This is a genomic window from Streptomyces sp. NPDC001348, from assembly GCF_053597535.1.
The window spans coordinates 103,037-117,094 of the sequence record NZ_JBSFIK010000011.1 but is presented as its reverse complement, the minus strand read 5'-3'; the positions used below and the strand labels follow the sequence as shown (position 1 = coordinate 117,094).

General features: G+C 70.6%; 11 protein-coding genes. 3 read left to right on the top strand and 8 right to left on the bottom strand.

Annotated features, from left to right (window positions below):
* Window positions 1–150: 150 nt before the first annotated feature.
* A complete protein-coding gene (locus ACWC21_RS14615; protein WP_450881733.1) occupies window positions 151–897 on the top strand; it encodes an IclR family transcriptional regulator in 747 nt (248 codons plus the stop codon).
* On the opposite strand, the gene ACWC21_RS14610 is transcribed toward ACWC21_RS14615, so the two are convergent.
* The 7 genes from ACWC21_RS14610 to ACWC21_RS14580 all read right to left on the bottom strand — a co-directional run bounded on the left by ACWC21_RS14610 (window position 898) and on the right by ACWC21_RS14580 (window position 10,612).
* Window positions 898–2,028 (bottom strand): aromatic ring-hydroxylating oxygenase subunit alpha, encoded by a 1,131-nt coding sequence (locus ACWC21_RS14610; RefSeq protein ID WP_450881594.1) that lies wholly within the window; start codon window positions 2,026–2,028, stop codon window positions 898–900.
* Between the two features lie 131 nt (window positions 2,029–2,159).
* Window positions 2,160–3,323: an NAD(P)/FAD-dependent oxidoreductase gene (locus ACWC21_RS14605; protein WP_450881592.1), complete on the bottom strand. Its 1,164-nt coding sequence runs from the start codon at window positions 3,321–3,323 to the stop codon at window positions 2,160–2,162.
* Window positions 3,320–3,682: a bifunctional 3-phenylpropionate/cinnamic acid dioxygenase ferredoxin subunit gene (locus ACWC21_RS14600; RefSeq protein ID WP_450881590.1), complete on the bottom strand. Its 363-nt coding sequence runs from the start codon at window positions 3,680–3,682 to the stop codon at window positions 3,320–3,322. Before ACWC21_RS14600 ends, ACWC21_RS14605 begins: the two co-directional genes overlap by 4 nt.
* 214 nt (window positions 3,683–3,896) lie before the next feature.
* Window positions 3,897–4,529, bottom strand: coding sequence for an MBL fold metallo-hydrolase (locus tag ACWC21_RS14595; RefSeq protein ID WP_450881588.1), 633 nt, complete (start codon window positions 4,527–4,529; stop codon window positions 3,897–3,899).
* Window positions 4,529–5,614: an S-(hydroxymethyl)mycothiol dehydrogenase gene (locus ACWC21_RS14590; RefSeq protein ID WP_450881586.1), complete on the bottom strand. Its 1,086-nt coding sequence runs from the start codon at window positions 5,612–5,614 to the stop codon at window positions 4,529–4,531. The genes ACWC21_RS14595 and ACWC21_RS14590 overlap by 1 nt, the downstream gene beginning before the upstream one ends.
* Window positions 5,615–6,241: 627 nt before the next feature.
* Window positions 6,242–9,616 carry a pyruvate carboxylase gene (locus ACWC21_RS14585; RefSeq protein WP_450881584.1) on the bottom strand — a complete coding sequence of 1,125 codons (3,375 nt, stop codon included), beginning with the start codon at window positions 9,614–9,616 and terminating at the stop codon, window positions 6,242–6,244.
* Window positions 9,617–9,769: 153 nt separating this feature from the next.
* Window positions 9,770–10,612: a chitosanase gene (locus ACWC21_RS14580; protein WP_450881582.1), complete on the bottom strand. Its 843-nt coding sequence runs from the start codon at window positions 10,610–10,612 to the stop codon at window positions 9,770–9,772.
* Window positions 10,613–10,850: 238 nt separating this feature from the next.
* Between ACWC21_RS14580 and ACWC21_RS14575 the strand changes: the two genes are divergently transcribed.
* The gene (locus ACWC21_RS14575; RefSeq protein ID WP_450881580.1) at window positions 10,851–11,312 is read left to right on the top strand and encodes a hypothetical protein; all 462 of its coding nucleotides are present in this window, start codon (window positions 10,851–10,853) and stop codon (window positions 11,310–11,312) included.
* Between the two features lie 33 nt (window positions 11,313–11,345).
* Here the strand turns inward: ACWC21_RS14575 and ACWC21_RS14570 are convergent, their stop codons facing one another.
* Window positions 11,346–12,881 carry an MFS transporter gene (locus ACWC21_RS14570; protein WP_450881578.1) on the bottom strand — a complete coding sequence of 512 codons (1,536 nt, stop codon included), beginning with the start codon at window positions 12,879–12,881 and terminating at the stop codon, window positions 11,346–11,348.
* Between the two features lie 250 nt (window positions 12,882–13,131).
* On the opposite strand from ACWC21_RS14570, the gene ACWC21_RS14565 reads away from it, so the two are divergent.
* On the top strand, window positions 13,132–14,058 hold the full coding sequence (locus ACWC21_RS14565; RefSeq protein WP_450881576.1) for an aminoglycoside phosphotransferase family protein: 927 nt from the start codon (window positions 13,132–13,134) through the stop codon (window positions 14,056–14,058).

Below are 14,058 nucleotides of genomic sequence, written 5' to 3'. Positions count from 1 at the left end.
GCGCTATACGCACTAGGTTGCGTGCAACGCAACTTGCAAGGCCATCATTTCGACACGGTTACTTGCACTGGCGTTGTTTACTGCGCGTATAGTTTCGCTGTGAGCAACTACAGACAAGACAGCGAAACGTCGAACTCACAGGCCGGCGGAGTGCAGTCGGTCGACCGGGCCATCAGCGTTCTCGAGATCCTGGCTCAGCGTGGCGAGGCGGGCGTCAGTGAAGTGGCAGCCGAGATCGATGTGCACAAGTCCACCGCGTTCCGCCTGCTCGGCGCCCTGGAGGCGCGCGGACTGGTGGAACAGGCGGGCGAGCGCGGGAAGTACCGGCTCGGCTTCGGCATCGTACGCCTGGCCGGCGCGGTCACGGGACGCATCGACATCACCCAGCAGGGACGCCCGGTGTGCGAGCGCCTCGCCGAGGAGATCGGCGAGACCGTCAACATCGCGGTGCTGCAGGAGCACTACGCGGTCAACCTCTACCAGGTGCGCGGCCCGAGCGCGGTCACCGCGCACAACTGGGTCGGCCAGCTGACCCCGTTGCACGCGACGTCGAGCGGCAAGGTCCTGCTGGCCCACCTGCCCGCCAAGGAGCGCGCCGCGCTGCTGGCCGAGGCGGGGCTGAAGAAGGTCACGCCGCACACCATCACGTCGAAGGCGAAGCTGGAGAAGCACCTCGTCGAGGTTCGGGAGGCCGGCTACGCCTGGACCAAGGAGGAGCTGGAGATCGGTCTGCACGCCATGGCCGCGCCGGTCCTCGACCGCGACGGCGAGGTCATCGCCGCGGTCACCGCCTCCGGCCCCTCCTACCGACTCACGGAGGAGCGGATGCGGGAGCTCGCCCCGGTGCTGATCAAGGGCGCCGAGGAAATCAGCCACCGCATGGGATACCTGGGCTGATCACCCCTGGGGGGTACCCAGGCGCTCGTTCACCCAGTCGTGGAAGGCTCCGATGTGGTGCTCGCTCGGCACCAGCACGCCGCCCTTGGCGTACATGCGGGAGCTCATACCGGGCTGCGTGCGCTCGCAGGCGTCGAAGTCCTGCTGGTTGACCCGGTGGAACAACTCGACGGACCGGCTGACGTCCTTGCCGCTCTCCACGACGTGCGGGAGGTAGAGCCAGTCGCACTCGACGATCGTGCGGTCCACGGACACCGGATACATCCGGTGGAAGATCACATGGTCGGGCACGAGGTTGACGAACACCTGGGGCTTGACGGTGATCGCGTAGTAACGCCGGTCCTGGTCGTCGGCGACCCCGGGAATGCGGTCCAGGCCCTCGGAGCCGTCCACGGTGAATCCCTGGACGCCCTCGCCGAACTCGGCGCCGTGGCCGACGTAGTACTGGGCGGCGTACCCGTCCGCGAACTCGGGCAGCACCTCGGTGAGCTCGGGATGGATCGTGGCGCAGTGGTAGCACTCCATGAAGTTCTCGATGATGAGCTTCCAGTTCGCCTTGACGTCGTAGACGATCCGCTTGCCGACGGAGAGGTTGTCCATGTCGTAGCGCTCGATCGACTCCACGTCACCGAGCCGCTCGACGATCGCGCCCATGACGTCCTCCTCGAAGGAGGGCGGGTTCTCCGCGAGACAGACCCACACGTAGCCGAGCCATTCACGCACGGCCACGCTCACCAGTCCGTACTCGGTACGTCCGACGTCGGGCATCTTGGTGAGGTTCGGCGCCGCGACGAGTTTGCCGTTCAGGTCGTACGTCCAGGCGTGGTAAGGGCACTGGAAGGCCCGCTTGACCTCGCCGGTCTCATCGGTGCAGAGCTTGGCCCCGCGGTGCCGGCAGACGTTGAAGTACGCGCGGATCGAGTTGTCCCGGGCCCGGGTGACGAGGATGCTCTCGCGGCCCACGTCGACGGTGCGGAAGGCGCCGGGCCTGGCCAGTTCGGAGGCGCGCGCGACGCAGAACCACATCGTCTCGAATATGCGCTCCTGCTCCTGGGTGAAGATCTGCGGATCCGTGTAGGAGGAGCCGGGGAGGGTGGCGATCAGGCTGTCCGGCAGGCTGGTCGAGGTCACGGTGCACTCCTCGGGAGAACGTCGTGGAGGGGTCATTCACGCGCCGGGAGGAGCGACTCCGGACGGCGTTGTGCATGAAGCAACGCTGCGTGCCATACGCAACTGCAGCATGGGATGCCGCTGGGGCGGTGTCAAGACGCGGTGACGGCGAGCTGTTTTCGCCACCGCGTGAACAGCCGCGGCTGGTTCATCCCGAGGACGGCGACCGGGTTCCCGGCCCGCCGGTAGACGGCCAGGACGTCGCGGTCGTCCGCGGCACCCGCCTCGATGGTGACGCTGTCGGCGCCGGCCGCGTGACCGGCGAACTGGATCTTCACACCGTACTGGTCGGACCAGAAGTACGGCGGCCGGGGCAGACCCGGTTCCACCGCACCGCCGGCCAGCAGCGTGGCGACCGCGGCGTCGGGACGCTCGCGCGCGCCGGTCCAGTGCTCGACACGGCGATGGTGCCCGGCGCGCGGGTCGTACCAGTTGGCGCAGTCGCCGACCGCGACCACGCCGGCCAGGCTGGTCCGGCCGTCAGCGCCGCACTTGACGCCGTTGTCGAGCTCGACGCCGGAACCTGCCAGCCACTCGACACAGGGTCGGGCGCCGACACCGACCACGACGATGTCGGCGGGGAGGGTACGGCCGTCCTCGAGCAGGACGGCCTCGACACGGGTCTCCCCGCTCAGTCCCTTGACGCCCACGCCGCACAGCAGCCGTACTCCGTGGTCGGCATGGAGAGCGGAGACCAGGGCGCCCATGACCTCGCCGAGCGGTCCGGCGAGCGGTGTGGGCGCCACCTCCACGACGGTCACCTCGAGCCCGAGGGCGCGCGCGGTGGAGGCGACCTCGGCTCCGATGAAACCTCCGCCGATCACCACCAGCCGTCCGCCGCGAGCCAGTCCGTCGCGCAGGGCACGGGCGTCGTCCAGAGTGCGCAGGGTGTGCACTCCGGCCAGGCCCGCGGAGCCGGGGAGGCCGCGCGCGGCGGCACCGGTCGCGATGACGACGCCGTCGGCCCGCACCTGCCGGCCGTCGGCGAGCCGGACGGCACGGTCCCTGCGGTCGAGACCCACGGCACGGGTGCCCAGCAGCCACTCCGCCCCGAGGTCCTCGCCGTCCGCCTCCAGGGCGAGTTCCGCCTCGCCGAGCGTGCCGAGCAGGAACTCCTTGGAGAGCGGGGGGCGGTCGTACGGGCGGTGGAGCTCGTCCCCGATGACGACCAGGGCGCCGTCGTAGCCCTGCTTGCGCAGTGAGCGCGCCGCCGACAGACCGGCCAGCGAGGCGCCGACCACGGCGACGCTCCTCACGCCAGACCGCCGGCGAGCCGGGCTGCGATGCAGGGCGGCAGGTTGGGCGCCTCCGTGGACAGCCGGACGTAGATCACGCCGTCCTCGACGGCGACCTCGTGCGTCCGGACCGGCAGCTTGGCGGGAGGGGCGTCGACGGCGCCGGTCCTCAGGTCGAACTTCGAAGCATGCAGCGGGCATTCCACCTCGCAGCCCTCCAGCCAGCCGTCGGCGAGCGACGCGTCCTGGTGGGTGCAGGTGTCGTCGATGGCGAAGAGTTCGCCGTCGTCGGTGTGGAACACCGAAACCGGCGGATCGATGTCGAGCCGGTGGGCCTCGCCTCGCGGGAGATCCTCGAGACGGCACGCGGGAATCATCATGACACCTCGGTGCGTATAGCGAAACGGATTGCGATGAGCGCAACATCAGTCTGGGGTCGCCCTGAACCCTTGTCAAGGCATTCAGAAGGCACTCTGAGCGGCCCACAATGTTGCGCCATACAGAACTGTGTTCACATAGAACAACACGCCCGCCGCATCGGCTCGCTGAGGACGCGAGCCGATGCGGCGGGCGTGCACGGAACGCCGACGGGCGTCAGAATCCGCGGTCGATCCAGTCCTGAAGGTGGGGAGCCTCGGCGGCGACGGTGGTCGTCTCCCCGTGTCCGGTGTGCACGACGGTGTCGCCCGGCAGCGTCAGCAGCCGGTCCCGGATCGACTCGATGATGGCCGGGAAGTGACTGTACGACCTTCCCGTCGCCCCGGGACCGCCGGCGAACAGCGTGTCGCCGCTGAAGAGCGCTCCCAGGGCGGGCGCGTGGAGGCAGACCGCACCGGGGGTGTGGCCGGGCGTGTGCAGCACGGTCAGCTCGACGCCTGCCACCGCGATGCCCTGTCCGTCGGTCAGTTCGGCGTCCGGCACCTTGTCGGGATGGGTCTGCTTCCACAGTGGCAGATCGTCCGGATGGAGCAGGACCGGGGCACCGGTGCGCGCCGCGAGTTCGGGTGCGGCGTCGATGTGGTCGTCGTGGGCGTGGGTGCACACGATGGCCCTCAGGGTGCGCCCGCCGAGGGCCCGGGCGATCGCCTCCGCGTCGTGCGCGGCGTCGATGACGACCGCCTCGGTGTCGTCGCCGACGATCCATACGTTGTTGTCGACGTCCCAGGTGCCGCCGTCCAGCGAGAACGTCCCCGACGTGACGAGGTGTTCGATGCGCGCGCCCGCCATCAGAGGATCACCACCGAGCGCAGCACGTCGCCGTCACGCATCCGCTCGAAGGCCTTCTCGACCTCGTCCAGCGCGATGGTCTCCGTGACGAACGCGTCCAGGTCCAGCCGGCCCTGGAGGTACAGGTCGATGAGCATCGGGAAGTCCCTGCTCGGCAGGCAGTCGCCGTACCAGGAGGACTTCAGCGCGCCACCGCGGCCGAAGACGTCCAGCAGGGGCAGCTCCAGCTTCATCTCCGGGGTCGGCACGCCGACCAGGACGACCGTGCCGGCCAGGTCGCGGGCGTAGAAGGCCTGCCGGTACGTCTCCGGACGGCCGACCGCCTCGATGACGACGTCGGCGCCGTGGCCGCCGGTCAGCTCGCGGATCGCCGCCACCGCGTCCGCCCTCCTGGAGTTCACGGTGTGGGTGGCGCCCAGCTTCCTGGCGGTCTCCAGCTTGCGGTCGTCTATGTCGACCGCGATGACCTTCGCCGCACCCGCCAGGGCGGATCCGGCGATCGCCGCGGCCCCGACACCGCCGCAGCCGATCACGGCGACCGTGTCGCCGCGGCCGACGTTCCCGGTGTTGATGGCGGCGCCGATACCCGCCATCACACCGCAGCCGAGCAGTCCGGCGGCGGCCGCGGACGCGGCCCGGTCGACCTTGGTGCACTGCCCCGCCGCCACCAGTATCTTCTCCGCGAACGCGCCGATGCCCAGAGCCGGTGAGAGTTCGGTACCGTCGGGCAAGGTCATCTTCTGCTTCGCGTTGTGGGTGCTGAAGCAGTACCAGGGGCGCCCTCGCAGACAGGCACGGCACTGGCCGCACACGGCTCGCCAGTTGAGGATGACGAAGTCGCCGGGGGCGACGTCGGTGACCCCCTCCCCCACGGATTCCACGACACCCGCGGCCTCGTGCCCCAGGAGGAACGGGAAGTCGTCGTTGATGCCGCCCTCGCGATAGTGCAGATCGGTGTGGCAGACCCCGCAGGCCTCGATCTTCACCAGCGCCTCACCCGGACCCGGGTCGGGCACGATGATCGTCTCCAGGCTGACGGGGGCGCCCTTGCCCCGCGCGACGACAGCACGGACCTGGTGCGTCATGGCCACTCCTCGGCTGATCGAGACTTGACTGTATGTTGCTCATTACGGCACACATCTCATGTGTCGCAACACAGCATCAGGGAGTGACGACCGGCGGTCAAGGAGCGCGACGACGGTTCCCCCGGCCGGGCGGGGTGGCGGCGAGGCAGCGCGAACGCCCGGCGGGGCCGTGACCGCGCATGGCGGCTCCACGGCCCAGCCGGGCGGGGGTCCCGCCGGTCCCCAGGTCACGCCTGGGTGGAGACGGGTTCCAGCCGTACGACGACGGGCTTCGAGGTGGGGGTGTTACTGACGGACGCCGTGGAGTCCCGCGCTACGAGCACGCCGGCCCAGGGGAACGACGGTTCGGCGCCCTCCCGCTTGGCCCGTCGGCCAGGCGGGCGTGAACTGGATGTCGGTGCACACCGGCATCGGCTTCCCCGTCTCGTACGGCACGAAGGGCTCCCGCCGGGAATGGTGCGGTGGCCGCCTGCGGCACCCGGTCGGGGGCCTTTTCGCCGTCGAACTGTTCGCTGCCCGCGCCGGTGAAGGGCGGAGGCACGCCGGGCGGGCGGCGGTCCGAATCCCGCCGACGGCCCTGCGCGGTGCCGTCGGCGGGTCGGGAACGCCCGGTGCGGGCCGGCAGGTTCAGGCGATCTCCACGAGGAGGTCGCCGCCCTCCACCTGCTGGATCCGGTTGATGGCCAGCCGGGACACCCGGCCCGCCTTCGGCGCGGTGATGGTGGCCTCCATCTTCATCGCCTCGATGGTCGCCACCGTGGCACCGGCCGCGACCTCCGCGCCCTCCGTGACCGCGAGGGTCACCACTCCGGCGAACGGTGCCGCGACATGGCCGGGATTGGACCGGTCGGCCTTCTCGGTCACCGGTACGTCCGAGGCGGCCGCCTTGTCGCGTACCTGGATCGGCCGGAGCTGGCCGTTGAGGGTGGCCATCACGGTGCGCATGCCGCGTTCGTCGGCGTCGCCGACGGCCTGGAGCTCGATCAGCAGCCGTACGCCCGGTTCGAGGTCGACGGTGTACTCCTTCGCGGGACGCAGCCCGTAGAAGAAGTCCTTGCTGTCCAGCACGCTGGTGTCGCCGAACGCCTGCCGGTGGTTGTCGAAGTCGCGCGTCGGACCGGGGAACAGCAGCCGGTTGAGCGTGGCACGCCGGGACTTCTCCAGACCGGTGCGGTCCTCGGCGGTCAGCTCCCGCACCGGCTTGGCGTCGGCGCGGCCCTGCAGCGCCTTGCTGCGGAACGGCTCCGGCCAGCCGCCGGGCGGGGTGCCCAGCTCGCCGCGCAGGAAGCCGATCACGGAGTCGGGGATGTCGTACCGGTTCGGCTCGGCCTCGAAGTCCGCCGGGTCCACCCCGGCACCGACGAGGTGCAGGGCCAGGTCGCCGACCACCTTGGAGGACGGGGTGACCTTGACCAGGCGGCCCAGCATGCGGTCGGCGGCGGCGTACATCGCCTCGATGTCCTCGAAGCGGTCGCCGAGGCCGAGGGCGACCGCCTGGGTCCGCAGGTTGGACAGCTGGCCGCCGGGGATCTCGTGGTGGTAGACGCGTCCGGTGGGCGAGGCAAGGCCCGCCTCGAAGGGGGCGTAGACCTTGCGGACGCTCTCCCAGTACGGCTCCAGGTCCCCGACGGCCTGGAGGTCGAGGCCGGTGGGCCGCTCGGAGTGGTCGGTGGCGGCCACGATCGCCGACAGCGAGGGCTGGGACGTCGTACCCGCCATCGAGGCCACCGCGCCGTCCACCGCGTCCGCGCCGGCCTGGATCGCGGCCAGGTAGGTGGCGAGCTGGCCACCCGCCGTGTCATGGGTGTGCAGATGGACCGGCAGGTCGAACTCGCGGCGCAGCGCGGAGACCAGCTCGGCGGCGGCGGGGGCGCGCAGCAGACCCGCCATGTCCTTGATCGCGAGCACATGGGCGCCCGCCTCGACGATCTGCTCGGCGAGGCGGAGGTAGTAGTCGAGGGTGTACAGGCGCTCGTTCGGGTCGGACAGGTCGGAGGTGTAGCAGAGGGCGACCTCGGCGATCGCCGTGCCGGTCTCCCGTACGGCGTCGATGGCGGGCCGCATCTGGCCGACGTCGTTGAGCGCGTCGAAGATCCGGAAGATGTCGATGCCGGTGGCGGCCGCCTCCTGCACGAAGACGTCGGTCACCTCCGTCGGGTACGGCGTGTAGCCGACGGTGTTGCGGCCGCGCAGCAGCATCTGCAGGCAGATGTTGGGGACGGCCTCGCGCAGGGCGGCCAGCCGCTCCCAGGGGTCCTCGGCGAGGAAGCGCAGGGCGACGTCGTAGGTGGCGCCGCCCCAGCACTCCAGGGACAGCAGCTCGGGCAGGGTGCGGGCCACCACCGGGGCCACGGCGAGCAGGTCCTTGGTGCGCACCCGGGTGGCCAGCAGGGACTGGTGGGCGTCGCGGAAGGTGGTGTCGGTGACGCCGATGGTCGGGGACTCGCGCAGCCAGCGGGCGAAGCCCTCCGGGCCCAGGTGGACCAGCCGCTGCCGGGAGCCCGCGGGCGGCTCACCGGCGGGCAGCGGGGGCAGCTTGGTGGTCGGTTCGATCAGTTCCGGCCGCTTCCCGTGGGGCTTGTTCACGGTGACGTCGGCGAGGTAGGTGAGCAGTTTGGTGCCGCGGTCGGCGGACGAACGCGCGGTGAGCAGGTGCGGGCGCTGTTCGATGAACGAGGTGGTGATCCGCCCGGCCTGGAAGTCCGGGTCGTCCAGGACGGCCTGCAGGAACGGGATGTTCGTGGCCAGGCCGCGGATGCGGAACTCGGCCACGGCACGGCGGGCGCGGCCGATCGCGGCCCTGAAGTCCCGGCCGCGGCAGGTGAGCTTGACCAGCATCGAGTCGAAGTGCGCGCTGATCTCCGTACCGGCGTGGGTGGTGCCGCCGTCCAGGCGGATGCCGGAGCCGCCCGGCGAGCGGTAGGCGCTGATGCGGCCGGTGTCGGGGCGGAAGCCGTTGGCCGGGTCCTCGGTGGTGATCCGGCACTGCAGGGCGGCGCCGCGCAGGGTGACGGTCTCCTGGGACAGGCCGAGGTCCGCAAGGGTCTCGCCGGCCGCGATGCGCAGCTGGGACTGGACCAGGTCGACGTCGGTGACCTCCTCGGTGACCGTGTGCTCGACCTGGATGCGCGGGTTCATCTCGATGAAGACGTGGTTGCCGTCCCGGTCCAGCAGGAACTCGACGGTGCCCGCGTTGCGGTAGCCGATCTGCCGGGCGAAGCGCACGGCGTCGGCGCAGATCCGGTCCCTGAGCTCCGGGTCGAGGTTCGGGGCGGGCGCCAGCTCGATCACCTTCTGGTGGCGGCGCTGCAGTGAGCAGTCGCGCTCGAAGAGGTGGATGACGTTGCCCTGGCCGTCGGCGAGGATCTGCACCTCGATGTGGCGGGGTTCGACGACGGCCTTCTCCAGGAAGACGGTGGGATCGCCGAACGCGGACGCCGCCTCACGGGCCGCGGCCTCGATGGACTCGCGCAGCTGGGCGGGGTCCTCGACGCGCCGCATGCCGCGCCCGCCGCCGCCCGCCACCGCCTTGACGAACACGGGGAAGCCGATCTCCTCGGCGGCGCGGACCAGCTCGTCCACGTCGGTGGAGGGGGCGGACGAGCCGAGCACCGGCACACCGGCCTCGCGGGCCGCGGCCACCGCGCGTGCCTTGTTCCCGGTCAGTTCCAGGACGTGGGCGCTCGGTCCCACGAAGGTGATGCCCGCCTCCTCGCAGGCGCGCGCCAGCTCGGGGTTCTCGGACAGGAAGCCGTAGCCGGGGTAGACCGCGTCCGCGCCCGCACGGGTCGCTGCGGCGACGATCTCCTCGACCGACAGGTACGCCCGCACCGGATGCCCGGGCTCACCGATCTCGTAGGCCTCGTCGGCCTTCAGCCGGTGCAGCGAATTGCGGTCCTCGTGGGGGAAGACCGCGACCGTGCGCGCGCCCAGCTCGTAGCCGGCGCGGAACGCGCGAATCGCGATCTCCCCACGGTTGGCGACCAGCACCTTGCGGAACATTCTCGATCCCTTCAGCCTGCCGGTGACGAACACCATGGTCTCGGCCGCTTGGCCGCCGTGCCACGCGATGAACGTTAGGGGGTTCCGGGCCTGCTGAGGGGCGGGATACGTCACATTGACATCGCCGGGCCGGGCCCGGGGACGGCCGGGGTGTCAGCCGATGTGGTAGCTGTCGCCGTACACCTTCCAGTCGAGGGGCGGGTTCAGGTCCAGGTTTCCCTTGCGCAGGAAGACGCGTTGCTCGGTGTCGACCCGCGTGGTGTCGCTGTGGGCCTCCTCCTGCTTCATGGCCCACACCCGGGCGTCCAGGAAGGCGTTCAGGTACGTCGTCTCGTCGCCGCCCTGGGCCGGTGGCTTGGCGCTGCGCAGGGCCCGCTTGCGGATGTTGCGGAAGCTGGTGGGGTCGTCGCCGTCGCCGTGCATGACGATGGCGTCGTAGTAGGTGAACTGGCCCAGCGCGCGCAGTCCGTCCGCCTTGCCCTGTTTGACGGCTGGGTTGAAGTACACGCGGTCGCGTTCGTCGTTCTGCGCCTGCTGGAAGGCCGTGTCCTGGGCGGCCTTGCGCCAGTCCTTGGGGAAGTCCGGGTCGAGGCCGGCGTGCGAGTCACTGCCGTTGACCCTGCGCAGCGCCGGGAGGTACTTGGCGAGGACGTTGCCGGGCTTGCGGTCGGTGTAGAGCTGTACCAGGTCGAGCATGTCGCCGGTGCCCGAGCAGAAGCCGATGATACCGGCGGTGTAGCCGCGCCCGTCGCCGATGTCCTCGATGTACTTGTACTGGGCCTTCCAGTCGAGCGAGGAGTTCTCCGCGCTGGACACCAGCTTCATGGCGATCTCCTTCTTCGCCGGGTCGTCGAGACCGGGGGCGGCCGCCGGCGTCGCCGCGGCACGCGGGACGCCGAGCAGGGCCCCTGACGCGACCGCGCCGAACAGTGTGACGACGGTACGGCGGGAGAAGGGGGCGGGGGCTGTTTCTCGGTCTCGGTCGGGATGCGACACGGGGGCTCCAAGTGGTCGTGGGGGGCGGCGAGTTGCTTCGTCCGGCTGCAAGCCGCTCTTGATAGGAAAGTTTCCTATCAATCGCCCGCCGAAGCGGTAACCCGTCGCACAGAAATTCGTAGGAACCCACAGAAGGGGTGGTTCGGCCGTGCGAGTGGTGCATGGACCGCGACGGTCGTAGCGTCGATAGGGAGTCGACCGCGCGGGAGCGGGGTCAACGCGAGTGAGCGGGGTCAAGATGCGCGGACCGGTTGTGTGGACAGCGATCACCCTCTGGACGGGCGCGCTGCTTGCGGCGGCGATGCCCCCGGCCGCCGCCGGAGCAACGGCGGCGTCCGCCACGACCGCGGCGGTGCGGTCCAGGCCCGTGCTCGTCGACTGCACGTCGCATCCGAACGTACAGCCCACGGACTTCATCCTGGCCTGCGGTGACGGCAACAGCCGACTCGGCGGGCTGCGCTGGTCGCAGTGGGGTACGGCTTCGGCGACGGCCGTGGGCGTGAACGCGGTGAACGACTGCAAGCCGTTCTGCGCGGCGGGCAGGTTCCACTCCTACGCGGTGGCCGTGCGGCTCGACCGCCCGGAGCCGTGGAAGAAGCATCCGGGGCTGAAGCACTTCACCCGGATCGTGCTGACGTACACCGGCGGCAGCAGGCCGGACGGGTTCCCGCGGGTCGTGAGCTATCCCCTGGGAGCCTGACCGTGCCCCGCTGACCGCCGGTGCGGACCCGGGTCAGCTCCGCCCGGCGTGCGCCCGCGCGTCGTACAGTTCCTCGGAGGTGGTGATCAGCTCCCGCCGCTCCTCCTTGGAGCCGACCATCGGCTGGGAGCCGCGCAGCGGGACCTGGGCGCTCTCCGGCAGGAACCGCACCGTCACCAGACCGATGGCCCCGGCCAGCATGAGGTAGAACGCGGGCATCATGTCGTTGCCGGTGAGGTTGATCAGCGCCTCGGTGACCAGCGGGGTGGTGCCGCCGAAGGCCGCGACGGCGAAGTTGAAGCCGATGCCCATGGCCGCGTAGCGCACGGCCGTCGGGAAGAGCGCGGGCAGGGTGGCAGCGCTCGGCGCGGCGAAGCAGCCCAGCAGGGTGGACAGCAGGAGCACCCCGAGGATCGGGCCCCAGGTGCCCTGCATCTTGATCAGCATGAAGGACGGCACCGCCAGGACGACCATCGCGGCCGCGGCGACCCCGTAGACCGGACGCCTGCCGACCCGGTCGCTGAGCCGGCCGAGGAAGGTGATCAGCAGGACGATCCACACCATGCCGACCAGCACGAGGACATCGGCGGAGCCGCTGGAGCGGTGCAGCGTCTCCGTCTGGTACGTCGGCAGGAACCCGGTGACCATGTAGTTGGTGACGTTGTAGAGCAGCACCAGCCCCATGCAGACGAGCAGCGGCCGCCAGTGGTTCTTGACGATCGCCTTGAGCTCGCTGCCCGCCGACTCCTGGGCGAGGCTCTGCTCGTGCTCGTCCAGCTGCTGCTGGAAGGCGGGCGACTCCTCGAGCTTGAGCCGCATGTAGAGGCCGATCGCGCCGAGCGGTCCGGCGATCAGGAACGGGATCCGCCAGCCCCAGGAGAGCATCTCGGCGTCGGTCAGCATCAGGTTCAGCACGGTGACCAGCGCGGAGCCGAGGGCGTAGCCGACGAAGGTGCCGAAGTCGAGCCAGCTCGTGAGGAATCCGCGGCGGCGGTCCGGCGAGTACTCGGCGACGAAGGTCGTGGCGCCGCCGTACTCACCGCCCGTGGAGAAGCCCTGCACCATGCGGGCGAGGAGCAGCAGCGCGGGGGCGGCGATGCCGATCGTCGCGTAGCTGGGGATCAGCCCGATGGCGAAGGTGCCGATCGCCATCATGATCATGGTGGTGGCGAGTATCTTCTGCCGGCCGAGGCGGTCGCCGAGGGGGCCGAAGACGAGGCCGCCAAGGGGGCGTACGACGAACGCCGCGGCGAAGGTGGCGAAGGAGGATATGACCTGGGCCGCGGGTGAGGCGCCGGGGAAGAAGACCTTGCCGATCGTCGCGGCCAGGTAGCTGTAGACGCCGAAGTCGAACCATTCCATGCAGTTGCCGAGCGCGGACGCGCCGACCGCGCGCCGGAGCAGGGGCGGCTCGACAACCTGGACGTCCTCCTTGCGGAAGGCCCGCCGGTTCCGGCGCAGCCTGCGCGTGAGGTCCTCGCGTACCTGCCTCGGCAGGCCCGCCACGCGTTTGGCGCCCTTCGGGCCGCCGGGGGATTCGTGTTCGCCGTCAGTGCTGGTGTCGACCATGCCGCCACACTTCTTTCGTCCTTGCCGCAATTCGCACACGCGACCGATGCGACCTTTCGGCCGTACGCTGTCGCACGTCACCGCTACTGCCCGGCTTTGCTTCCGGCACACCGGGGGTGTCCGCAAGACACGTCCGCCCCGGCCGCGTCCGACGGCTTCGCCCTCGGCTGGCTCATGGTGACGGGTCGTCTGGTACGGGACTTGATGCGACTGTGCCTGCTGACCGGAGGCGCCGTGGAAGGGTGGCCCCGTGGTCGCCAGGGACAGGGATACCGATACCGGTACCCACATCGACATCGACATCGACGAGCCACTGGTACGCCGACTGCTGCGCGAGCAGCACCCGGACCTCGCGGAACTGCCCCTGCGGCCGGTCGCCGGGGGCTGGGACCACCGGCTGTGGCGCCTCGGGGAGGAGTTGGCGGTGCGGCTGCCGCGCACCCGGTGGGCCCCGTCCGTCGTCCGTAACGAGCGGCGGTGGCTGCCCGTGCTTGCCCCGGAGCTTCCGCTGCCAGTACCGACGCCCGTGCGGGCCGGTGAACCCTCCGCGAACTTTCCGCGGCCGTGGAACATCGTGACCTGGGTGCCCGGGGAACCGGGTGACCGGGTCCCGGTCAGCCGTGGCGGCCACGCGGCCGACCGGCTGGCCGGCTTCCTCGGCGCACTTCACGTCAACGCTCCCGCCGACGCTCCGGCCAATCCGCACCGGGGTGTTGCCCTCGGTTCCCGCGCGGACGAGTTCGACCGGCTCCTGGACGCCGTCGCCGACAGGATCGACGTCGACGGTGTCCGGGCGGTGTGGAGAGAGGCAGTAGCGGCACGGGAGTGGACGGCGCCACCGGTCTGGCTGCACGGTGATCTCCATCCGGCCAATGTGGTCGTCTCGGAGGGCACACTTGCGGGCGTGATCGACTTCAGTGACGTCTGCGCGGGAGATCCGGCGACCGACCTCGCGGCCGCCTGGCTGCTCCTGCCCGCAGGCGCGGCCTCGCGGTTCTTCGCCACGTACGCGGAGGCGGACCCGGCGACGGTCGAGCGCGCACGCGGCTGGGCCGTCTTGCGCGGGCTTTCCCTCGTCGACATCGGCCGGGCGGGTGAACGGGGCCTGCCCGGCGGCCAACCGACCTGGGGGCCGGCCGGCCGGGCGGCCCTGGAGCGGGCTTTGTCGTGGAGTTGA

Excerpts from the sequence above, each read along its gene's own strand:
- ACWC21_RS14600 (WP_450881590.1), bottom strand. The coding sequence starts at position 3,682 with ATGATGATTCCCGCGTGCCGTCTCGAGGATCTCCCGCGAGGCGAGGCC.
- ACWC21_RS14575 (WP_450881580.1), top strand. The coding sequence starts at position 10,851 with ATGCGCGGACCGGTTGTGTGGACAGCGATCACCCTCTGGACGGGCGCG.
- ACWC21_RS14595 (WP_450881588.1), bottom strand. The coding sequence starts at position 4,529 with ATGGCGGGCGCGCGCATCGAACACCTCGTCACGTCGGGGACGTTCTCG.
- ACWC21_RS14570 (WP_450881578.1), bottom strand. The coding sequence starts at position 12,881 with ATGGTCGACACCAGCACTGACGGCGAACACGAATCCCCCGGCGGCCCG.
- ACWC21_RS14585 (WP_450881584.1), bottom strand. The coding sequence starts at position 9,616 with ATGTTCCGCAAGGTGCTGGTCGCCAACCGTGGGGAGATCGCGATTCGC.
- ACWC21_RS14590 (WP_450881586.1), bottom strand. The coding sequence starts at position 5,614 with ATGACGCACCAGGTCCGTGCTGTCGTCGCGCGGGGCAAGGGCGCCCCC.